The organism is Micromonospora sp. NPDC005710 (assembly GCF_040630995.1).
Classification (GTDB): domain Bacteria; phylum Actinomycetota; class Actinomycetes; order Mycobacteriales; family Micromonosporaceae; genus Micromonospora.
The window spans coordinates 27,674-49,404 of sequence record NZ_JBEXYP010000025.1 but is presented as its reverse complement, the minus strand read 5'-3'; the positions used below and the strand labels follow the sequence as shown (position 1 = coordinate 49,404).

At 70.4% G+C, this 21,731-nt stretch carries 15 protein-coding genes and 2 riboswitches; of the genes, 6 read left to right on the top strand and 9 right to left on the bottom strand.

Features of this window, described 5'->3' with window-relative positions:
- Positions 1-29: 29 nt before the first annotated feature.
- Together ABZ406_RS26550 and ABZ406_RS26545 are read right to left on the bottom strand one after the other, a co-directional pair.
- The gene (locus ABZ406_RS26550) at positions 30-1,079 is read right to left on the bottom strand and encodes a ribonucleotide-diphosphate reductase subunit beta (protein ID WP_357766997.1); all 1,050 of its coding nucleotides are present in this window, start codon (positions 1,077-1,079) and stop codon (positions 30-32) included.
- The gene (locus ABZ406_RS26545) at positions 1,079-3,436 is read right to left on the bottom strand and encodes a ribonucleoside-diphosphate reductase subunit alpha (RefSeq protein ID WP_357767129.1); all 2,358 of its coding nucleotides are present in this window, start codon (positions 3,434-3,436) and stop codon (positions 1,079-1,081) included. Before ABZ406_RS26545 ends, ABZ406_RS26550 begins: the two co-directional genes overlap by 1 nt.
- Positions 3,437-3,626: 190 nt before the next feature.
- A riboswitch (cobalamin riboswitch) is annotated at positions 3,627-3,844 on the bottom strand.
- 434 nt (positions 3,845-4,278) lie between these two features.
- Here ABZ406_RS26545 and ABZ406_RS26540 point away from each other — a divergent pair.
- The gene (locus ABZ406_RS26540) at positions 4,279-5,676 is read left to right on the top strand and encodes an enolase C-terminal domain-like protein (protein WP_357766995.1); all 1,398 of its coding nucleotides are present in this window, start codon (positions 4,279-4,281) and stop codon (positions 5,674-5,676) included.
- A 7-nt stretch (positions 5,677-5,683) separates the two neighbouring features.
- A complete protein-coding gene (locus tag ABZ406_RS26535; RefSeq protein WP_357766992.1) occupies positions 5,684-6,406 on the top strand; it encodes a FadR/GntR family transcriptional regulator in 723 nt (240 codons plus the stop codon).
- Between the two features lie 28 nt (positions 6,407-6,434).
- On the opposite strand, the gene ABZ406_RS26530 is transcribed toward ABZ406_RS26535, so the two are convergent.
- The 5 genes from ABZ406_RS26530 to ABZ406_RS26510 form a co-directional block, all read right to left on the bottom strand.
- Complete coding sequence (locus ABZ406_RS26530) at positions 6,435-7,454, bottom strand: aldo/keto reductase (RefSeq protein ID WP_357766989.1); 1,020 nt, start codon at positions 7,452-7,454, stop codon at positions 6,435-6,437.
- A complete protein-coding gene (locus ABZ406_RS26525; RefSeq protein ID WP_357766986.1) occupies positions 7,451-8,269 on the bottom strand; it encodes an ATP-binding cassette domain-containing protein in 819 nt (272 codons plus the stop codon). The genes ABZ406_RS26530 and ABZ406_RS26525 overlap by 4 nt, the downstream gene beginning before the upstream one ends.
- On the bottom strand, positions 8,269-9,321 hold the full coding sequence (locus tag ABZ406_RS26520; RefSeq protein WP_357766984.1) for an ABC transporter substrate-binding protein: 1,053 nt from the start codon (positions 9,319-9,321) through the stop codon (positions 8,269-8,271). Before ABZ406_RS26520 ends, ABZ406_RS26525 begins: the two co-directional genes overlap by 1 nt.
- Positions 9,322-9,361: 40 nt before the next feature.
- Positions 9,362-10,369 carry an ABC transporter permease gene (locus ABZ406_RS26515; RefSeq protein ID WP_357766981.1) on the bottom strand — a complete coding sequence of 336 codons (1,008 nt, stop codon included), beginning with the start codon at positions 10,367-10,369 and terminating at the stop codon, positions 9,362-9,364.
- A gap of 318 nt (positions 10,370-10,687) precedes the next feature.
- Complete coding sequence (locus ABZ406_RS26510; protein WP_357766978.1) at positions 10,688-11,560, bottom strand: amidohydrolase family protein; 873 nt, start codon at positions 11,558-11,560, stop codon at positions 10,688-10,690.
- Positions 11,561-11,876: 316 nt separating this feature from the next.
- Positions 11,877-11,952, top strand: a riboswitch (cobalamin riboswitch).
- A gap of 58 nt (positions 11,953-12,010) precedes the next feature.
- Here ABZ406_RS26510 and ABZ406_RS26505 point away from each other — a divergent pair.
- From ABZ406_RS26505 to ABZ406_RS26495, 3 genes are read left to right on the top strand one after another with little or no spacing between them, the layout of a single operon-like run.
- Complete coding sequence (locus tag ABZ406_RS26505) at positions 12,011-12,214, top strand: CbtB domain-containing protein (RefSeq protein WP_357766975.1); 204 nt, start codon at positions 12,011-12,013, stop codon at positions 12,212-12,214.
- The gene (locus ABZ406_RS26500; RefSeq protein WP_357766973.1) at positions 12,205-12,975 is read left to right on the top strand and encodes a CbtA family protein; all 771 of its coding nucleotides are present in this window, start codon (positions 12,205-12,207) and stop codon (positions 12,973-12,975) included. The genes ABZ406_RS26505 and ABZ406_RS26500 overlap by 10 nt, the downstream gene beginning before the upstream one ends.
- Positions 12,972-13,568, top strand: coding sequence for a histidine phosphatase family protein (locus ABZ406_RS26495; protein WP_357766970.1), 597 nt, complete (start codon positions 12,972-12,974; stop codon positions 13,566-13,568). Before ABZ406_RS26500 ends, ABZ406_RS26495 begins: the two co-directional genes overlap by 4 nt.
- A 77-nt stretch (positions 13,569-13,645) precedes the next feature.
- Here the strand turns inward: ABZ406_RS26495 and ABZ406_RS26490 are convergent, their stop codons facing one another.
- Positions 13,646-15,148 carry an MFS transporter gene (locus ABZ406_RS26490; protein WP_357766967.1) on the bottom strand — a complete coding sequence of 501 codons (1,503 nt, stop codon included), beginning with the start codon at positions 15,146-15,148 and terminating at the stop codon, positions 13,646-13,648.
- Positions 15,149-15,311: 163 nt separating this feature from the next.
- Here ABZ406_RS26490 and ABZ406_RS26485 point away from each other — a divergent pair, with 163 nt between their 5' ends.
- Entirely contained in the window at positions 15,312-15,947 is a 636-nt protein-coding gene (locus ABZ406_RS26485; RefSeq protein ID WP_357766964.1) for a TetR family transcriptional regulator, read from the top strand.
- A gap of 75 nt (positions 15,948-16,022) precedes the next feature.
- On the opposite strand, the gene ABZ406_RS26480 is transcribed toward ABZ406_RS26485, so the two are convergent.
- The gene (locus ABZ406_RS26480; RefSeq protein WP_357766960.1) at positions 16,023-21,638 is read right to left on the bottom strand and encodes a GH92 family glycosyl hydrolase; all 5,616 of its coding nucleotides are present in this window, start codon (positions 21,636-21,638) and stop codon (positions 16,023-16,025) included.
- Positions 21,639-21,731: the final 93 nt, after the last annotated feature.

Here is a 21,731-nt window from a genome sequence, read left to right as displayed (position 1 = left end):
ACCTGATCATGTGCGTCGCGGAGGGCCGCCTAAAAGTCGTCGTCGAAGGCGACGCTGCCGGTCACCCCGACCTGGTATGCCGACACCCGCCGCTCGAAGAAGTTGGACAGCTCCTGCACGTCCTGCAACTCCATGAAGCCGAACGGGTTGCTCGACCCGTAGTGCGGCGCGATGCCGAGCTGGACGAGGCGGCGGTCGGCGACGTGCTGGAGGTACTCCCGCATGTCGGCCAACGTCAGGCCGGGCACGCCCAGGCCCACCAGGTCCTCGGCGAACTGCACCTCACACTCGACCGCCTCGGTGAGCATCCTGCGGACCTGGTCGGCGAGGTCGTCGTCGAACAGGTCCGGTTCCTCGGCGCGGACGGTGTCGACCACGTCGAACGCGAACGCCATGTGCATGGACTCGTCGCGGAACACCCAGTTCGTGCCGGAGGCGAGGCCGTGCAGCAGACCGCGGGAGCGCAGGAAGTAGACGTACGCGAACGCGCCGTAGAAGAACAATCCCTCGATGCAGGCGGCGAAGCAGATCAGGTTGAGCAGGAACGTCCGCCGGTCCTCGCGGGACCGCAGCTCCCGCAGGTCGCCCAGGGAGTCGATCCAGCGGAAGCAGAACTCGGCCTTGCGACGGATCGAGGGGATGTTCTCGATGGCGGCGAAGGCCCCGAAGCGCTCGGTCTCGTCGGGCACGTACGTGTCGAGCAGGTTGAGATAGAACTGGACGTGCACGGCCTCCTCGAACAGCTGCCGGGACAGGTAGAGGCGACCCTCGGGGCTGTTGACGTGCTGGTAGAGGTTGAGCACCAGGTTGTTGGCGACGATCGTGTCACCGGTGGCGAAGAACGCCACCAGACGGCTGACCAGGTGCCGTTCCGCCGGTGACAGCTTGTCCAGGTCGGCGAGGTCGGCGTGCAGGTCGACCTCCTCGACCGTCCAGGTGTTGCGGATGGCGTCGCGGAACCTGTCGAAGAAGTGCGGGTAGCGCATCGGGCGGAGAGTGAGGTCCATCCCGGGGTCGAGCAGCATGTGCGTGGTCCTCGTGTCGGTGGTGCTCAGTTCGGTGGTGGTGTCGGGGGCCATCACTGGCAGGCCTCGCACGACTCGGGGTTTTCCAGCGAGCAGGCCAGCGCTCCCGCGTCGAGGGCGACGACGGGTCCGCGGGCACTGGCGGGTCCGACGGCGCTGAGAGGTGCGACGGCGCTGACGGTGGCCTGCTGGATCCGGGTCGCGGGGCGCGAGCGCAGGTAGTAGGTGGTCTTCAGCCCGGCCTTCCAGGCGTACAGGTACATCGAGGAGAGCTTGCCGATCGTCGGTGCGGCGAGGAACAGGTTCAGCGACTGGGACTGGTCGATGAACGGGGCGCGGGCCGCGGCCAGGTCGATGAGCGCCCGCTGCGGCAGCTCCCACGCGGTGCGGAACAACTCCCGTACGCCGGCCGGCAGCTCGGCGATGTCCTGCACCGACCCCTCCGCCCGCTTGATCGCCGACCGGATCCGTTCGGTCCACAGACCGCGGGCCTTCAGCTCGCGTACCAGCGCGGTGTTGACCTGGAGGAACTCCCCGGACAGGGTCTCGCGCTTGAACAGGTTGGACACCTGCGGCTCGATGCACTCGTAGCACCCGGCGATCGAGGCGATGGTCGCCGTCGGCGCGACAGCCACCAGCAACGAGTTGCGCAGCCCGTGCGCCGCGACCCGCTCGCGCAGGGCGTCCCACCGTGCGGTCTGCGTACCCTCGACACCCCACAGGTCGGGCTGGAGCTGGCCCCGCGCGGCCCGGGTCTGCCCGTACGCCGGATGGGCGCCGAAGTCGCGGGCCAGGTCGGCGGAGGTCTCCAGCGCGGTCAGGTACAGCTCCTCGCTGATCCGGGTGGACAGCTCCTTCGCGGCCGGCGAGTCGAACGGCAGCCGCAGCGCGAAGAAGACGTCCTGCAGGCCCATCAGCCCGAGCCCGACCGGCCGCCAGCGGGGGTTGCTCGCCGCCGCCTGTGCGGTCGGGTAGTAGTTGATGTCGATGACCCGGTCGAGGAACGTCACCGCGGTCCGCACCGTGGCGCGCAGCCGCTCCCAGTCCATGCCGCCGTCGGCGAGGTGGGCGGCGAGGTTCACCGAGCCGAGGTTGCACACGGCGGTCTCGGTGTCACTGGACACCTCGACGATCTCGGTGCAGAGGTTCGACAGGTGCACCACGTTGCCCGGCTCGGCGGTCTGGTTGCAGAGTCGGTTGGCGGCGTCCTTGAAGGTCATCCACCCGTTGCCGGTCTGGGCGAGCGTACGCATCATCTTCCCGTACAGCTCCCGCGCGGGGACCTGCCGCACGTAGCGACCCTGCGCCTCGGCCTGCCGGTACGCGGCGTCGAACCGCTCCCCCCACAGGTCGGGCAGTTCGGGGACCTCGTGCGGGTCGAACAGCGACCACACCTCGTCGGCCTCGACCCGGCGCATGAACTCGTCCGGCACCCAGTTGGCCAGGTTCAGGTTGTGGGTGCGCCGGGCGTCCTCGCCGGTGTTGTCCCGCAGTTGCAGGAACTCCTCGATGTCCGGGTGCCACGGCTCCAGGTAGACGCAGGCAGCGCCCTTGCGTCGGCCGCCCTGGTTGACCGCGGCGACGCTCGCGTCGAGGGTACGCAGCCACGGCACGATCCCGTTGGACTGCCCGTTGGTGCCGCGGATCAGGGCGCCCCGGGAGCGGACCCGGGAGTACGCGATGCCGATGCCGCCGGCGAACTTGGACAGGTTGGCGACCTGGGCGTACCGCGCGTAGATCGAGTCCAGCTCGTCGAGCGGGGAGTCGACCAGGTAGCAGGAGGACATCTGGGTGTGCCGGGTGCCGGAGTTGAACAGGGTCGGCGAGCTGGGCAGGTAGGCCAGGCTGGACATCAGCCGGTAGAAGTCGACGGCTTCGTCGGCGGTCCGGGACAGGCCGCAGGCCACCCGAAGCAGCCAGTACTGCGGGGTCTCCAGCACCAGTCGGCTGGTGGGGTGGCGCAGCAGGTAGCGGTCGTACACGGTGCGCAGTCCGAAGTACTCGAACCGGCGGTCGCCGTCCGGGTCGACGGCGTGGTCGAGGGTCGTGGCGTGGGCGGCGACGAACGCGGCGGTGTCGTCGCCGATCAGGCCCTCGGCGTGGCCGACCCGGATCGCCGCGCTGAACGAGGTGATGCCCTGTCGACGCACCTCCTTGTCGACGTAGCCGGCCAGCAGCCGCGCGGCGAGACGCGAGTACTGCGGCTCCTCACCGATCATCTCGGCGGCGGTCTGGATGGACAGCCGGTCCAACTCGGCTGTCGTCGCACCGTCGTAGAGACCGCTGATGGTGCGGGTGGCCACCCGCATCGGGTCGGTGTCGGTCAGGTCGTCGGCCCACCGCTCGACCGCCCGGACGATCTTGTTCACGTCCACCGGTTCGGTGGCGCCGTCGCGCTTGCGGACCTGCATCGGCGTGCGCCGCACTGTCGCGTCGCCGCCGGCCGGGACTACCTCGGTGACTGTCACCACTCGCTCCTCGGAGTTCGAGACCTGGTGGCCCGGACGCGAGGAGACAGACACCGACGGACGCCACGCCGTCCGGCGTGGGTCAGGTGGCGTCAGCCGTCCCACGCGGCCTCGGACCGCCGCCCACCCGGGTGCGGGTACGCGGCGCGCTGGCAGGTCTTCGGACTCGCGGGCGCGACCGGGCACGCCGGTCTCCTACTGGCCGTCGCTTCCCAGGCCGATTGGTGGCCCAGTGCTGATGACGGCTGTCGTTCCCACTCACCGCTGCGGGACAGTCCCGGATTTCCACCGGGTTCCCTGTTGCCTCGACCGTGCCGGATGCACTGCCGAACCAGCTGCGCTCGACACCATATATAGGGACACAGTCGTTGTCACACCCCACATGTCGTTTCCGGGCGTGTCGGCGGCCGTTCGGTGACCACTGTCACCAACCCCGCCGACCGCTCCTCGTCGGCCGACGCCGGGGCACCCGAGACGGGGGCCCATGCGCTCGCGTCGACAGTCGACAAAGATTTGATGTATCAAGGCAGGGGTTCCGCAGGTCAAACCCATATGTCGACATCAATGCCTGCGATCTGGTGCCCCGTGTCGGGTCTCCGGATCGTTGGTGCGTCGCTCCCGGGCTCATCACACGGTGCGCCGTGCGGCGCGGGGAATCGACGAACCGGGCGCAAACATCATACGTATGCGGGGTCGGCAGTGATCGACATCGTTGACGTGCTGGAGCCGCCCTCCGTATACTCCCAGTGATCATCCGATCTTTAGCCTAGCCGGGCGAGGAGCGCATGCCGCAGATCACTGCCGTCACCGTCGAGGACGTCCGCTTCCCCACCTCCCTGACCGCCGACGGCTCAGACGCCATGAACAAGGACGGCGACTATTCGGCGGCCTACGTCGTCCTGCACACCGACGGCGTCGACGGCGTGGGGGCGCCGCTCGCGGGTCACGGCCTGACCTTCACCATCGGCCGAGGCAACGACATCGTCGCGGCGGCAGCGGTCCACCAGGCGCAGCGCCTCGTGGGCCTGGACGTGGCGACGATGGCGGCGGACATGGGCGCGGTCTACCGCCTCCTCACCTCCGACTCGCAACTGCGGTGGCTCGGTCCGGAGAAGGGCGTCGTCCACCTGTCCCTCGCCGCCGTGTTGAACGCGTCGTGGGACCTGGTCGCCCGGCTCGCCGACAAGCCGCTGTGGCGGCTGCTCGTCGACATGACCCCCGAGCAGCTCGTCGACATCGCTGACCTGCGTTACCTGTCGGACGCGCTGACTCGGGACGAGGCGCTGGCCATCCTCCGGGCCAAGGAGAGCACGAAGGCTGGCCGCCTCGCCGAGCTGGACCGGACCGGCTACCCCGCCTACACCACCTCGGCCGGCTGGCTCGGCTACGGCGACGACAAGCTGCGCCGGCTGTGCCAGGAGGCGGTGGACACCGGCTACGGCTACGTCAAGCTCAAGGTGGGCGCCAACCTCGACGACGACATCCGCCGATGCGCCATCGCGCGGGAGATCCTCGGGCCGGACCGCAACCTGATGATCGACGCCAACCAGGTCTGGGACGTCGGCCAGGCCATCGAGTGGGTCAAGGCCCTCGCCCAGTTCACGCCACTGTGGATCGAGGAGCCGACCAGCCCCGACGACATCCTCGGCCACGCGGCCGTCCGCCGTGCCGTCGCGCCGATCGGCGTCGCGACCGGCGAACACTGCCACAACCGGGTGATGTTCAAGCAGCTGTTCCAGGCCGAGGCCATCGACTTCTGCCAACTGGACACCGGCCGGTTGGCCAGCATCAACGAGATCGTCGCCGTGCTGCTGCTCGCCGCGAAGTTCGACGTCCCGGTGTGCCCCCACGCCGGCGGTGTCGGGCTGTGCGAGATGGTCCAACACGTGTCGGTGCTCGACTACGTCGCGATCTCGGGAGACCTCACCGACCGGGTCACCGAGTTCGTCGACCACCTGCACGAGCACTTCACCGACCCGTGCGTCATCCGCGACACCGGCTCCGGCAGCGGATACGTCCTGCCCAGCCAACCCGGCTACTCCACCCGGATGCGTCCGGAGTCGGTGGCGCTCTACCGGTATCCCGACGGCCACTACTGGGGCGCGACAGACCCGACTACCGTGTCTTCTCCGGAGGCGGCATACGTGATCGCGGGTGGGAAGGCCACCCCCGCCGGCCGCTAGGGGGATCATGTCTCGTACCGACGAAGTGGTCAACGGCATCAAGCGGATGATCCTCGAAGGGCAGTTCAGGCCCGGGGACCGGTTGCCCATCGAGAAGGACCTCGCCGAGCAGCTCGGCGTCTCGCGGGGTTCACTGCGGGAGGGGATGTCGGCGCTGTCGATCCTCGGCATCGTCAACATCCGTCAGGGCGACGGCACGTACGTCACCAACCTCGACGCGCCGCAACTGCTGGCCCCGATGGGTTTCGTGGTGGACTTCCAGGGCCAGGGCGACCCCCGGCACATCCACACCGTCCGGCGACTGTTGGAGTGCGAGGCCGCCTGCCTGGCGGCGACCAGGATCACCGACGAGGCCCTCGCCCAGGCGGGAGATCTCCTCGCCGAGGCGGCCCGGCTGATCGGCCAGTCACCGCCGGACCACGAGCGGATCATGGAGATCGACATCGCCTTCCACCGGATCATCGCGGTGCACGCCGAGAATCCGGTGCTCGTCGGCCTGATCGAAGCCTTCGCCGGGCGAACGATCCGCGGCCGGCTCTGGCGGAGCCTGCACGAGGAGGGAGCGGACCTGCGGACCCACGACGAACACGTGGCGATCCTGAAGGCCCTCGTGGCACGCGACCCGGAACGGGCGCGCACGCGGATGGCCAACCACCTGGTCGGCGTGGAGGAGTCGTTGCACGGGTTGCCCGACGACGCCGACACGAGCACCGACACCGCCCGGTCCTGACCGACGGCCCGGCCCTCACCGCCGGCCCTCACGGCTGCACGTCGAGCAGCCCCTCGTCGTACAACGCCGCCCAGAGCTGATCCGGGACGGCCACGTCGGACCTACGCAGGGTCTCCATCACCTGGGCCGCGTCCCGCATGCCGACCACCGTCGAGACCACGGCCGGGTGACGACGGACGAACGCCAACGCCGCCTCGGGCAGCGTGACGCCGTACGTCTGACAGACCCGCGCTATCCGGCGGGCCTGGTCGATCACCTCGGCCGGCGCCTGCCGGTAGTCGTAGACGGCGTCGGCCGCCGGCACGTCCCGCGCCAGCAGCCCGGAGTTGTACACCCCGGCGACCACCACACCGACGTGGCGGGCCTGCGCGGCGGGCAGCAGATCGGTCAAGGCGCCCTGCTCCAGCAGGGTGTACCGGCCGGCGCACATCACCACGTCCACGTCGGTCTCCGCCACGAACCGGGCCAGCATCGCCGACTGGTTCATCCCCGCCCCGACGGCGCCGATCACGCCCTGCTCCCGCAACTCCACCAACGCCGGGACCGCCTCGCGCGCGGCCTGCTGCCAGTGCTCGTCCGGGTCGTGCAGATACACCACGTCGATCCGGTCCAGGCCGGTACGCTGGAGGCTCGCCTCCAACGATCGGCGCACGCCGTCGCGGCTGAAGTCCCAGACCCGCCGATGATCGGCGGGAACGTCGAACCCCTCCGGATCCCGCCGGTGTGCCGTCTCCGGCGACGGCAGGAGCAGCCGACCGACAGTCGTCGACACCACGTACTCGCCGCGTGGGCGGGAGCGGAGGGCCGCGCCCAGCCGCCGCTCGGACAGGCCCAACCCGTAGTGCGGCGCCGTGTCGAAGTATCTGATTCCACCCGCCCACGCGGTGTCCACCGCGGCGGCGAACTGCTCGTCGGACGTCGCCCGGTAGAGATTGCCGCCCTGCGACGCACCGAAGCCCAGTGGGCCCAGCCGCAACGGCGACCGGGCGCCCTCCGGGGTCGCCCGACGGGCGCGATCACACGCGCCGCGCTGGACGACCGACGTCACCGCTCGTCCCGGTCCGTGCTGCCGCTGCCGGTCATCGCCGCGACCAGGTCGTCGGTGGTGACCTCGGAGGCGCGGAGCTGGGCCGCTCGCCGACCGAGCCGCAGCACCTCCACCCGGTCGGCGATCTCGAGCACCTGCGGCATGTTGTGGCTCACCAGCACCACCGACATGCCGGCATCGCGGGCACGTCGCACGACGTCGAGCACCCGCCCGGTCTGGACCACGCCAAGCGCGGCGGTGGGCTCGTCGAGGATGACCACGTTCGTCGCCCAGATGATGGCGCGGGCCACCGCGACGCACTGCCGCTGCCCGCCGGAGAGCATCGCGATCGGGGTGGTGACCCGGGGGATGCGTACGCCCAGTTCGTCCAGAGCGGCGGCGGCACCGTGCCGCATGGCCCGCTTGTCCAACAGCCCGAGTCGGCCCAGTGGTCCGGAGCGCAGGATCTCCCGGCCGAGATACAGGTTGGCGGCCACGCTGAGGTCGTCGGCGACGGCGAGATCCTGGTAGACGGTCTCCACCCCGGCCCGTCGGGCATCGACCGGAGTGGAGAACTGGACCGGACGGCCGCCGACCCGGATCTCGCCCTCGTCCGGCGGATGCACACCGGACAGGGTCTTGATCAGGGTGCTCTTGCCCGCGCCGTTGTCACCGATCAGCGCGACCACCTCACCCCGGCGGACCGTGAAGTCGGCACCACGCAACGCCTCGACGTGCCCGAACCGCTTGACGACGCCTCGGGCTTCGAGGACCGGTGGTTCCGTCCCGGTGGGTTGCTGATCGCTGTCGGCGGTGGCCGTTGGCGTGCCGCCCATCACTGCACCGGGGGGTTGGCGCAGCTGGGCTCGAGCACCGCCTTGATCTCCGCCGAGTCGATGTTCTTCTTGGTGACGAACGTGACACCGGTGTCGGCCGATGCCAGCGGCGCCTTGTCCCGGAGGTGCTTGACCATCTTGTCGACGCCGAAGTAGCCCATCTTGAACGGGTTCTGCACGACCAGGGCCGAGATCTGGCCGCTGCGCACCCCGGCGATCTCGTCCGGGGCGGCGTCCCAGCCGATGATGACCACCTTGCCGGACTTGCCGGCCGCCTGGATGGCCTGCGCCGCGCCGAGCACGCTCGGCTCGTTGGCAGCGAAGACACCCTTCAGGTTCGGGTTGGCGGTGAGGATGTTCTCGGTGACCCGGCGGGCCTCGTTGACGTCGCTCTTGCTCGGCTGCTGGCCGACCAGCTTCAGGTTGGGGTACTGGGCGAGGCCGGCCTTGAAGCCGTCGACCCGCTCGGTGTTCGTCTGCGATCCGGGCTGGAACTCGACGAGCGCCACCTCGTGGTTGCCGGGGCCCAACTCGGTGGCGAGCAGCTTCGCCGCCTCGGTCGCCGACGCGCGGTTGTCGGTGGCGAAGAGAGGCACCTCCGCCGGCTGCGGGCTGGTGCCAGAGTCGATCATGGCGACCGGGATGTTGGCGCCGAGCGCCTTGTCGGTCGCCGGTGCCAACGCGCTGGAGTCGGTCGCCGCGTACACGATGCCGTCGACCTTCTTGGTGACGAAGTTCTGGATCAGGTTCACCTGACCCTCCACGTCGGTCTCCGCTGTCACCCCGTCCCACTGGACGGTGACGTCCCCCGCGCGCTGTGCGGCGCACTCCGCGCCCGCCTTGACCGTGTTCCAGTAGTCGGCCCCGACCGCCTTCGGTACGACGGCGAGCTTCAACGGGCCGCTCGCGTCCTTCGTCGCGCCGTCGCCGCCGTCCCGCACCTCGACCCCGCCGCAGGCGCTGAGCAGAGCGGTAGCCGCGGCCGCGGCCAGGATCGCCTGCGCGCGCAGGAGTCGTCCTCGCGTCCGCCGGCTGGTGGTGGTGTGTGCCATGGTGTGTGTCCTTCCTCGTTCGGACTCTCGGAATGGCATGTCAACCCCGTGATTCCAGCCGCCGGCGGCGGTACTGGTCGAAGTAGACGGCGGCCCAGATGATCACGCCGACGATCACCTGCTGGTAGTGGATGCTGATGTCGAGCAGGACGGCGCCGTTTCGGACCAGGGCGATGAGGAACGCGCCGATGATGGTCCCGACGATCCGGCCCTGGCCGCCGAACAGGCTGGCGCCGCCGATGACCGCGGCGGCGATGACGTCGAGCTCCAGCGAGATCCCGTAGTTGGGTTGGCCGGAGTTGACCCGGGACGCCGCGATCATGCCACCCAGCCCGACCAGGACCCCGGCCAGCACGTACACCCCGGTCAGGTGCCGCCCCACCCGGATGCCGGAGCGGCGGGCGGCCTCCAGGTTGGAGCCCATCGCGTAGGTGTACTGACCGAATCGGGTCTGGGAGAGCAGGAAGGCGACCCCGACGGCGACCAGGACGGTGATCAGCACGGCGAACGGGATGCCGAGGATCTGCCCATTGCCGAGCAGTTGAAAGGATCGGGGCAGGCCGTATACGCCGACCGCGCCGGTGATGATGAAGACGAGACCGCGGCCGACGGACATCGTCCCCAACGTCGCGATGAACGGCGGAATCCGGGCCACCGTCACGAGCAGCCCGTTCAACAGCCCGGCCAACGCGCCGACACCGATCGCGACCGCCGTCGCCGCCCAGACCGAGAAGCCGAGGTCGCGCACGACCATCGCGCCCAAGACGCCGGCGAGCGCGGCGACCGACCCCACTGACAGGTCGATGCCCTTCGTGATGATGACCATCGTCTGGGCCGTGGCGATGATGGCGATCACCGCCGTCTGGGCCCCGATGTTGAAGAGGTTGTCCGCCGTCAGGAAGTAGGGACTCGCGATGGTCAGGGCGATGAACAGGACCACCAACGCGGTCGCGGCGGTGAACTCGGAGACGGCGTGGGAGACCCGTTCCCGGAACCAGTCGCTGAGTTCGCCGCGCTGTGTGCCGGCGGTTGCCTCGGCGCTACTCATCGTCGGACCTGACCTCCCCAAGCACGGCGCCAGCGTCCGACGGGGACCCGCCGACGAGCCGTACGCCTGTGAGCGACCGACCTCACCAGGGGCAGTGCGGGCAGGCGCCCACACCACCCACGACGATAGATCGGATGTTTCCCGCGATCAGGCGTTACCTTGCCACGCGTTCACGTATGTTGCCAAGGTCTTGCCGGCATGTTTTGCCATCGTTACCTGTGCTGCCGAACGCATTCGTCCGACCAAACGACATCGACCACCTTCGGCAGCATGTTATCGATAACATGCTATGTCCCCAGTTCGGAATCCGCCGCCAGGTCAGGACGGGGCGAGCCGGTACACGCGGCCGGCGGTCCGGCACCAGATCGCGGTCCGCTCGGGCTCGGACAGCGAACCCAGCAGGTCGTCCAGAACGGAGACCCAGCGGGCGTACGAGGTGGCGAGCAGGCAGACCGGCCAGTCCGAGCCGAACATCAGCCGGTCCGGCCCGAACACGTCGAGGGCGTGCTCGACGGCGGGCCGCAGGTCGGCCGGAATCCAGGACGCGGCGTCCACCTCGGTCACCAGGCCGGAGAGCTTCGCCGTCGCGTTGGGCTCGGCGGCGAGCGCCCGCAGATCGCGGCGCCAGTCACCGGGATCGGCGCGCCCGAGCGGGGGCTTGCCGAGGTGGTCGAGGACGAACCGCACCTCGGGCAGGGCACGGACGAGCCGGGTCGCCGCGGGAAGCTGACGATGGCGCACCAGGAGGTCGAAGGCGAGGCCAGCCGCACCGACCTCGGCGATGCCCCGCCGCACGTCCGGGCGGTCCAGATAGGTCGGGTCGGGCTCGGACTCGACAAGGTGGCGGATCCCGACCAGCCGTTCGCCGCCGCGCACCCTCCGTAGTCGGTAGAGGCGCTGACCGACATCGGCGGCGGTGAGGTCGACCCAGCCGACGACCCCGGTGACGAGTGGGTCGTCGGCGGCGATGCCGAGCAGCTCGGGCGTCTCGGACCGGGCGGCCACCGACTGCACGACAACGGTCCCGGCGACCCCGGCGGCCCGGGCCACCGGAGCCAGCTCGACCGGCGTGAAGTCGGCGGCGGCCATGGTGTGCGGGTCGATCCAGGGCTGTGGGTGCCGCGCCCGGACCCGGAGATGATGGTGCGCGTCGACGATGCCCGGTCGGCGCGTGACCTCTCCGGTCGTCACCGGAACCACCCCGGCGTGTACTCGTCCACCCCGCACCCCGCCCCGCCGCTGATCGAGCCCTCCGGGTCGACCCGGAGCACACAGCCGATCTGGCAGATTGACCATGTTAGCGGTGACAGAGAGTCCCGAACCGCCGGAACGCGCCCCGTGACGTGCTTCCGGCACTGTCGCCTTTTGGTCTGACGAATCCGCCTACATCCTGCGGTCGGCCCGGTTCATTCACCGAGCGGTGGGCGCCGTGTTCCGGGCGCGGGGTCCGGGTTGACCGCCTGAGGCGGCACCGATACCGTCGAGCCACTATCTGCGGCGACGCGAGGGAAGCCGGTGTGATTCCGGCGCGGTCGCGCCACTGTGAGCGGGTCCCCACAACCGGGGGCCGCGAGCCAGGACGCTCGGTCGTCCGCAGCCTTGCGATGGGGACGCGTCATCCCTGGAGAGGTTCGTGTATTCATGTCTAGCTCCGCTTCCAGCCAGCCGGTGGTGCACCCCGCCGGCACCGCCCGTCTTCTGTGGACGGCCCTGGCGACCGTTGCCGTGCTCACCCTGCTGACATACCTCGTCGCCTTCGACCAGGGGGCCGTGTCGCGCAGTGGGATGTACCTGCACGAGCTGATGCACGACGGCCGGCACCTGCTGGGCGTCCCGTGCCACTGAACACCACCGCCGCTCCCCCCTTCCTTGCCGTCCTCGTCCGCGGCCTGCTCGCCGGCCTGATCGCCGGCCTGCTCGCCGGGGCGTTCGCGTACGTCGCCGGCGAACCACACGTCGAGGCGGCCATCGCCATCGAGGAGGCGGCGACCCACGCCGAGCCTGCCGCTGGTGCGCACGATCACGAGGACGCCCTGGTCAGCCGGACAGGTCAGCGCGGCGGCCTGTTCCTGGCCACCGGCCTGTTCGGGGCCGCGATGGGCGGTCTGCTGGCTACGGCGTACGTCCTGCTGTCCCGTCGGCGGCGCGGTGACGACGACGGGCGGTCGGGCCTGTTGCTGGCTGGCGCGGCGCTGCTCGGCGCGGTGATCGTGCCGTTCCTCAAGTATCCGGCGAACCCGCCGGCGGTCGGCGACCCGGCCACCATCAACCAACGGACCGTCACCTATCTGCTGATGGTGGTGCTCGGGTTGGTGGCCGTGTGGGCCGGCTCGCTCGGCTACCGGTCAGTCGGCGCCCAGGCACCGCCGTGGCTGCGCGCCGCCGCGGCAGTGGGTGGGTTCCTCCTGGTCACGGCCGTGTCGTACGTGGTGATGCCGTCCTTCCAGGAGGTTCCGGCGGACTTCCCCGCCACCCTGCTGTGGAGCTTCCGACTGGCGTCGCTCGGCACCCAGGTGGTGCTCTGGACCGGCATCGGCCTGCTGTTCGCCGCCCTGATGCACCACGAGCGGCGCCGCCGGGCCGCCACCGCGCTAGCCGGCACGTGACAGCCACCAGCCTCCGGCTGGTCGCCCACGGTCACACCGCATCTCTGCGCCGGGCCCACTTCGGTGGGGCCGACGACGGCCTGGACGAGGGTGGCCTGCGTGTCGCCCTCGCCCAGGCCCACGCGGATCCGGGCGGGCGCGGGCACCTCGGCGTGCACGACATCTGCCTGTCCAGTCCGGCGGCGGCGGCCCGACAGACCGCCGACGCCTTCGGCCTGCTGCCGACGATCGAGACGGCGTTGGCCGACTGCGACTACGGCGACTGGTCCGGGCTGTCGCTCGAGGAGGTCGCCGGCGCGGACCCGCGGGCGGTGCACGACTGGTTGTCCACGCCGGACACCGCGCCACCCGGCGGCGAGTCCGTCACGACAGTGCGGGACCGGGTCGGTAGTTGGCTGGACGGGCACTGCGGTGCCGGTCGGCGCATCGTCGCAATCACCCACCCACTGGTGATCCGGGTCGCTGTCGTGCACGCCCTCGGCCTGCCGACGGCGGTGTACCGGCAGGTGGACGTGGAGCCGTTGGCGATCGTCCGGCTCACCGGTCAGGGCACGCGCTGGCACCTCCGACTGGGCGCGCCACGCGCGGGTTGAGCTCACGCGGACGGCGCGGGCCGCGCCCACCAGTGGTGGACACGGCCCGCGCGGTCAGGTGACTCTCGGCCGGCTGGTCAGTGCTGCCGGTGCGGCACGTGCAGTTCGACCGGCTCGGGCGGAAGGTCGTCGACACCGGCGGCGACGGCCTGTTCGTGACGGCGACGCGCCGAGGGCAGGGCGAGCGCCGCGAAGACGGCCAGGACCGCGACGCCCCCGCAGACCCAGAAGCCGGCGGTGAACGCCGCGTCGGTGGGCAGCCCCTGGGGGGTGCTGTTCGACGTGATGACGGCCGCCACGACCGCCGCGCCGATGCTGCTGCCGATGGTCCGCGCGATGGTGTTGACGCCGCTCGCCTCGCCGGTCTGTCCGGCCGGGACACTCTCGATGATGGCGTTGGACATCGCCGCGAACGCCAGGCCGATGCCGGCGCCGGTGAGCACCCCGGAGAGCAGCACCTGCCAGGCCGCGCCGTGCGCGAGTGCCGGCAGCACGAACGCGACGACGACCGCGACAGTGCCGAGGAACATCGGAACCTTGGGACCGAAGCGACGGTCCAGCAGGCCCGCGAGGGGACCGAAGACCACCATCATCAGGACGGTGGGCAGCAGGAACAGGCCCGCCTGGGACACCGTCTTGCCGAACCCGTAGCCGGTGGCGGCGGGGAGTTGGAGCAGGGTCGGCACGAGCACGAACGTCCCGAACATCGCGAAGCCGAGGATCAGGGCAACCAGGTCGGTGGCCCAGACGCCCCGAATCCGCATCAGGCGCATGTCGATGAGCGGCTCGCGTACCCGAAGCTCGACCCGGACGAACACGATCATCGCGACCACGCCGAGCAGGAACAGGCCGAGGGTCTTCGGCTCGGTCCAGCCCCAGCCCTGCCCCTTGCTCACGGCCAGCAGCAGCGAGACCAGCGACACCGACAGGATCGTCGCGCCGAGCATGTCGAGCCGCCCGGGCGTACGGACCCGCGACTCGGGCATCCCGAAGATGGCGCCGAGCAGCGCGACGACGACGAGGACCAGCGGCAGCCAGAACAGCCAGTGCCACGACAGGTGCTCCACGATCGGGCCGGCGGCGACGATTCCGACGCCGGCACCGACTCCGAAGATCGCCGACAGCAGGCCGACTGTCACGCCGACCTTCTCCCGGGGCAGTTGGTCGCGGACGATACCGATCGACAGCGGCAGGATCGCTCCGGCGGCTCCCTGGAGCGCCCGCGCGACGATGAGCACGGCCAGGTTGGGTGCCAGTGCGGCGAGCAGGGTGCCCGCGGCGAGGGCCGCGAGGACGCCGATGAGGACCCGACGCTTGCCGACCATGTCGCCGAGACGTCCGAGGATGGGCGTCAGCACCGAGGCTGCCAACAGGTACGCGGTGAGCACCCAACTGATGTCGCCGGTCGAGACGCCCAGGTCCCTTCCGATCGTCGAGAGCGCGGGTGCCACCAGCGACTGGAGCACAGCGAACGCCAGGCCGCCCAGCGACAGGTACAGCACCAGGAGGCCGCTGTTGGCGCGCGGGGCCGCGCTGGACGCGGAGCCGAGGTGGGTCGGCTCCTCGATGGTGTGGGTCATGACATCCTGACCTAGATGTAAACGTTTGCTGACTTAGCCAGTATGCGCTGCCGCCCGGCCATGTCAACAGTCGTTTACGTCACCTGTGGCTACCTCGGCGCTTGCGGTGGGCAAGAAGTCAACATATGTTTACTTACTACCCGCACCGACGAGAGGACGCGTCGTGACAGCAGCAGAACCGCCTGTCCCCGCGACCAGCGACACCGCAGGCGACCCGCCCCAACGTCGCCGACGGGACGCGGCGGAGACCCGGCAACTCCTGCTCGACGCCGCCCGCCACCGCTTCGCCCGGGACGGCTACGCGGCCACCACGGTCCGGGACATCGCCGACGACGCGGGCGTCAACGTGGCACTCATCAGCCGCTACTTCACGTCGAAGGAGGGCCTGTTCGAGGCGTGCCTGCGAGCCGCGGGCGACGAACTGCGCCGAACCACCGGCCAGACGCCGGCCGACCGGGTGCCCGAGGCCATCGCCCGGCACATCGCCGACCTCGGCGCGGCAGGCCTGTCGAGCCAACTCTCCCTGCTGCTGCGGTCGTCCGGGGACGCGGGGGCCGACGAGATCCGGCGCGGTGTGCTGGTCCGTTCCAGCGAACAACTGGCGGCGGCTCGCGGGTGGCGCCCCGGCGAACCGGGCAGCGAACAGCTCCTGCTCCGCGCCCAGATCGCCCTGGCCGCCGGCATCGGGGTCGCGGTGCTGCGGTCGTCGATCCAGCTGGAACCGCTGAGTTCCGCCAGCGAACAGGACCTGGTCGGGCCGCTGCGCGACCTGGTCGACGCGCTGCTGCCACCCACCTGAGAGCCGAACCTTCCGGTACGACGTGGGGCGGGCCGTGATCACGGCCCGCCCCACGTGCGTTGTCCCCGCCGGGTACTAGCCGGTGACGGTGAACGGTCGGGACACCGGTGTCGCCGACGTGGCACCGTTCAACGTGACGCTCGTCGCGCCCGCCTTCGCCGCGCCCGGAACGCTCACCGTCGCACCGGAGATGACGCCGTCACCGTTCGCGCGCACCTTGCTCACCCCGAGGCCGCTTCCGAAGGCGATGGTGACCGCCTCGTTCGGCGCGAACCCGGAACCGTCCAACATGATCGACGTGCCGCGCGGCCCCGAGGTGGTCAGCAACGCCACCCGCGGCTGGTAGGTCAGCGCCTCCGACTCCCCGGTCACCTGAACGGTGGCCGTGGCGGGCGTCCGCGAGGACGCGCCAGTCGCCGTCACGGCGTACCGGCCGGGTTGCGCGTCGCCGGAGGTCGGCACCGCGGCGCGGACCGTTCCCGTCGCGGAGGCCGCGACCCTCACGGTCCGACCCGGGTCGGTGCCGACGCTGACTGTCACCTGCTCGCCGGCGACGAAGCCGCTGCCGTCGACGGTGATCGCGCCACCGGTGACGACGGTGCCGGACGCGGACAGCGCGATCGCCGGCCGCGATCCGCCCCGGGCCACCGTCACAGTGAACGACAGGGTCCTGCTCGACAGCTTGTCCCACGCGGTGACGCGCACCGTGTAGCTGCCATCCCGCAGGTAGGTGTGCTGGCCGCTCATCGCGCCGGACGCACCGATCGTCACGTCGTCCGGAACGGTGCCGTCACCCCACTGGACCCGGGCACGGTAGCCCGTCGTACCGGGAACACCGCCGGTCACCGCACCGAGGTTCGCCGCGAGGGCCTGCCCGGCGGTGGCCGTCTGGTCCTTCGGGGCGACGGTCGCCAGCGTCGGGGCGGGCGTGCCGTCGTCGGCCACGGCGAACACGTGGATCCGACCCGCCGAGCGAGGATCGCCGGTCTGCGTCGGCAGGGTCACCGACACGAGCGTCTTGCCCTCCGGGATCTGGTACGGGGCGGTGGCGAAGAGGAACGGCTGGGCGCCGTCGCGGCTCGTGCCCTGCAACCGGTACGCCGTCCGGGCGACGATGATGTTCCCGTAGGACGGGGTGCCGTTGGCGTTGCCGCCGAGCGTCCAGTCACTCAACTGGATCGGAACGCTTGCCGTGCTGCCGTCGCTGAACGTCGCCGTGCCGGTGGTGTTCTGGTTGCCCTGCGTTCCGGCGCCGACGAACGAGATGCTCTTCGCGTCCGGCGGAAGGTCGAGCACGACTGTCGACCCGTTGCCTGTCGCGTTGTCCGGCTGCCCGGCCGGGATCACCGGCAGGGTGAACCGCAGCGCCGTCGTGGGAACCTGCTGCGGCTGGCCCTGGGTGGCACCACCCGCCGCCAGGGCGGCCCGCGAGTACGCCCACGACTTGGCGTCGCAGTCCGCCGCCAGGACCCCTTCGTCGCCGACGCAGACGGTGTCGAACGCGGCGGTGAGACCGGAGGCCGGGGCGTACGCCACCTCGACGCCGACAGTCGCGGAGCTCTGACTCTCGCCGTCGGTCACCGTGACGTTCGCCTGGTGGTAGCCGGGTGTGGCGTACGTGTGCGACCCACCGATGCGGTAGACGGCCCGCGAACTCAACGTCACGGTGCCCGTGGTGACCGGCGTGCCGTCACCCCAGTCGATGGTGGCCTGGTAGCCGCTGGCGTCGCCGCCGGTGACGGTGCCCAGCGGCACCGAGACGGGTACGCCGGTGGTGGCGTGCACGCCGTCCGCTGCGGTGACGGTGATGTCGCCGCCCCCGAGGTCCAGGTCACCTCCGGCGAGCAGCTCGACCTCGGCGAGGGTGGTCTGCGCGGCGCCGACGGTCTTCGTGACGGCGAGGCGGAACTGCTGGAACCGCCCCGGCCGGTCGATCGAGTACGGGCGGGTCTGGTTGCGCCACGGGAACACCTGGCCGGCACGCGAGTCCACTGTGGTCCAGGTGAGGCCGTCGTTGGAGCCCTGGAGGCGCCAGTCGGCCGGATCGCCGGCACCCGCCCCGGACGTGACCGTGTAGTACTTCGGCTTCTGCTTGCCACCGCGGAAGGCCCAGGTGATCTGCGGGGTCCCCGAGGTGAAGGTCAGCTGCGTGGTCGACGTGTCGTCGAACAGCTTCGACGCGTCCTGACCACCGGTCGCGGTAGCGGTGCCGAGACCGGGGCCGGTGACGTCCTGCAACGGCTTCGGCACCTCGTCACCCTTGGTCAGCGACGGTGGGGCGTCGTTCCTGCCGCTGCCCCACGACGACGGCTTGGGGCCCATCTGGAAGTCGATGGTGCCGCCCTTGGCGAGCGCCGCGACGTCCAGTGACAGGCCGCGCTGCTTCTTGCCGTTGACCTTCACGCCCTGCACGTAGACGTTCGCCGTGCTGTTGTCCGGCGCGTTGACGACGATGTCGCCGCTGCTGCGGTGCACGGTCATCCGGGTGAACTGCGGCGAGCCGATCGCCCACTCGGACGAGCCGGCCTGCAACGGGTAGATGCCCAGCGAGCTGAGGATGTACCAGGACGACATCTCGCCGTTGTCCTCGTCGCCCAGGTAGCCCTGGCCGATCTCGCTGCCCACGTAGAGACGACGAAGGATCTCCCGCACGGTCTCCTGGGTCTTCGCCGGTGCGCCGGCGACGTTGTACATGTACGGGATGTGGTGCGACGGCTGGTTGCTCATGCCGAGCTGACCCATCCGCACCGCGCGGGCCTCGAGCATCTCGTGGATGACGCCGCCGTATCCGCCGGGGCGGTCGGCGTTCTCCGGGGTGGTGAAGAACGCGTCGAGCTTGTCCCGCAGCGCCTTCTGCCCGCCGTACAGGTTGACCAGGCCCTGGCCGTCCTGCTGGGCGGTGAACGCGAAGTTCCACCCGTTGGTCTCGGTGTAGACGCCACCCCAGTCGAGCGGGTCACCGGCGAGGAAGGTGCCGGCGGCGTCGCGACCCTGGAAGAGCTTCGTCTTCGGGTCGAAGAGGTGGACGTAGTTGCGGGCCCGCTCCAGGAAGTACCGCGACTCCTCGGTGAGCCGGGCACGCTCCGACTTGGGCGTGGCCGGGTCCTTGGCGAGCGCCGCACCCATGTTGCCGATGCCGAAGTCGTTGATGTAGCCCTCCAGCGCCCAGGACACCGACTCCCCCGTGGACGTCGGCGTGTAGCCGAGGAACAGGGAACTCTCGATGCCCTTGCGCCCGACCGCGCTGCGCCCGGACGCGACTGTCGCGTCCTTGACGGCAGCGTCGTAGGCCGCGAGCGGGTCGGGGAGCTTCACCCCGGTGAGGTACGCCTGGGCCAGCGCCACGTTCGCGCTGGTGCCGGTCATCAGGTCGGCGTAGCCCGGCGACGACCAGCGGGCGATCCAGCCGCCGTCGCGGTAGTGCTGGACGAACCCGTCGGAGATCCGGGCGGCGACGTCCGGGTACAGCAGCGCGTAGGCGGGCCACACGGTGCGGTAGGTGTCCCAGAAGCCGTTGTTGACGTAGATCTGCCCGTCGACGACCTTCGCGCCGGTCCGGGTGGGGCTCGACGCACCGGTCGGCGCCGACACCGGGCTCGCGTACTGCCAGCGCGGCGCGGCGGCGGTGCCGGTGTTCTCCGACTGCGAGTTCGGGTAGAGGTTCAGCCGGTACAGGTTCGAGTACATGGTGACGAGCTGCGCCTCGGTGGCGCCCCGCACCTCGACCCGGCCGAGCCGGTCCTTCCAGGCTGCCGTGGCGGCGGCATGGATCTGGTCGAAGCTCCTGCCGGTGACCTCGAGGTCGAGGTTGCGGCGCGCCTGGTCGACGGAGAGGAACGACGTCGCGAGACGCATCGTCACCTCCCGCGACGTGGAGATGTCGAAGGTGGCCGAGGTCGCCGCGGACGCCGTCGGCGCGCGGTCGAAGGCGCCGGAGACGAACATCCGGCTACGCCCCGCCGACAGGCCGCTTCCGTTGTCGACCCAACCCGTGAACGTGCCGTCCGTGCCGATCGTGAACGTGCCGTTGTGGAAGACGAGGCTTCCGGTCGCCTGCCCGGTGGGGAAGGTGAACCGCATGATCCCGGCGTGGTCGGTGGGCGACATCTCCGCGACCAGGCCGTTCTGCAGCGCCACCCGGTAGAGGTCCGGCTGCGCCGTCTCGTCGTCGTGGCTGAAGGCGAGCGCCCGGCCCGCGGGCTGACCGGTGAGCGGCCCGCCACCGACGACCGGCATCACGGACATCTGGTTGCGGTCACCCATCCAGGGGCTCGGCTCGTGGGAGATCGCGAGGCCCTGGAGCATGGGCAGGTTGGCCTCGTTGTTAATCCGGTGGTACTCGTACTCCCACGAGTCGGAGGTCGCGTCGGTCACCGGGGTGAAGAAGTTGAACCCGTTCGGCACGGCGGTGATCGGCAGGTTGTTGCCGCGCGAGAAACCACTCGTCGAGTTGGTGCCCCGTCGGGTGTCGACGTAGTTGGTCAGCGTCGAGCCGTCGATCGACGTCGGCGTGCCGGTCAGCTCGATGTCGTCGAGCCAACCCTGGAACCGGGTCTCCCCGGTGGCCTGCGGATTGTCGTACGCGAGCAGGATGCGGTCGATCGTCTTGCCGCGCGCGACGGTGCCGAGGTCGGCCCGCACCAGGTTCCACTGGTCGGCGAAGAGCACCTTCGAGGCACCCTGACCGGCGGCGGTGAGCGGGTTGCCGTGCTGGTCGGTGGGCGTACGGGAACTCAGGTAGCTGCCGTCGGTGAAGTGCAGGTCGACGGCCGCGTAGGTGGACGGGTACCGGCCGTCCCCACCGGTGAACTCAGGGAAGATCTTGTAGGACAGTCGCGTCTTCGGCCCGACCGGGATGGTGACGTCGAAGAGCCTGTTCGTCGCGTACGCCCGGCCGTTGCCCTCGGCGCCGCCGGAGTAGCGCAGCGCGGCAAGTCCGGTGAACCCGACGTCCGGCTTCGTGGTGTAGCCGCCGTTCGGGCCGGCGGTGGCCACGCTGACCATGGGGGTGGCCGGCGGGCGGACGTCCGAGCCGTCGCTGATGTTCCAGTCGGCGAGCTGCACGAGTGAGTCACCGGAGTTCGCTGTGACGTTGAGCCGGTAGAAGCCGTAGGCGTTCGGGTTGGCGAAGGTGTACGTCCTGGTGGCGAAGCGCCCGCTGAACGTCTCGCCGGCACGCTTGTCGAGGTCGGTCCAGGTGCTGCCGTCGTTCGACCCCTGGATGACGAAGTCCTTCGGGTCTCGGGTCGGTGCGTCGTCGGCTGCGGTCAGCGAGTAACGCACCACCGTCGCCGGCTTGGCGAGCTGGTAGGTCACCCAACCGGTGGTCGCGAACACGAGCCACTTGGTCGACGGATCGTCGTCAGCGAGGTTCGCGGCGACCTCCCGCGGCGGGTTCTCGTCGCTCGCGGTCACGGCGCTGACCTGGCCGAGCAGGCTGCCCGGCAGGGTGGCGACAGTGCCGCTCAGGTTGGCCTGGATGGGCTTTCCGTTCGCGCCGACCTCCACGGTGCTGGTGGCGGGCTGCGGGTCGGCGGCCTCGAACGAGGAGCTGAAGGTGCCGGGGTTCGCGGGGGTGGGGGCGGCGTTCGCCAGCGGCGCGGCGACGAGCAGGCCCAGCGGTAGCAGGGCGGCTGTCGTCGCCGCTGTCAGGCGGCGCGACCGGGGACGCGCAAGGGGGATGTGCGACATGGGGGACGGAGCCTTTCGACTCGAACCGGGTCGAGTACGTCGAACGTCTGGGCAGAGTGGAGCGGGTGGCGGGTCGGAGCCCTGACATCGTTG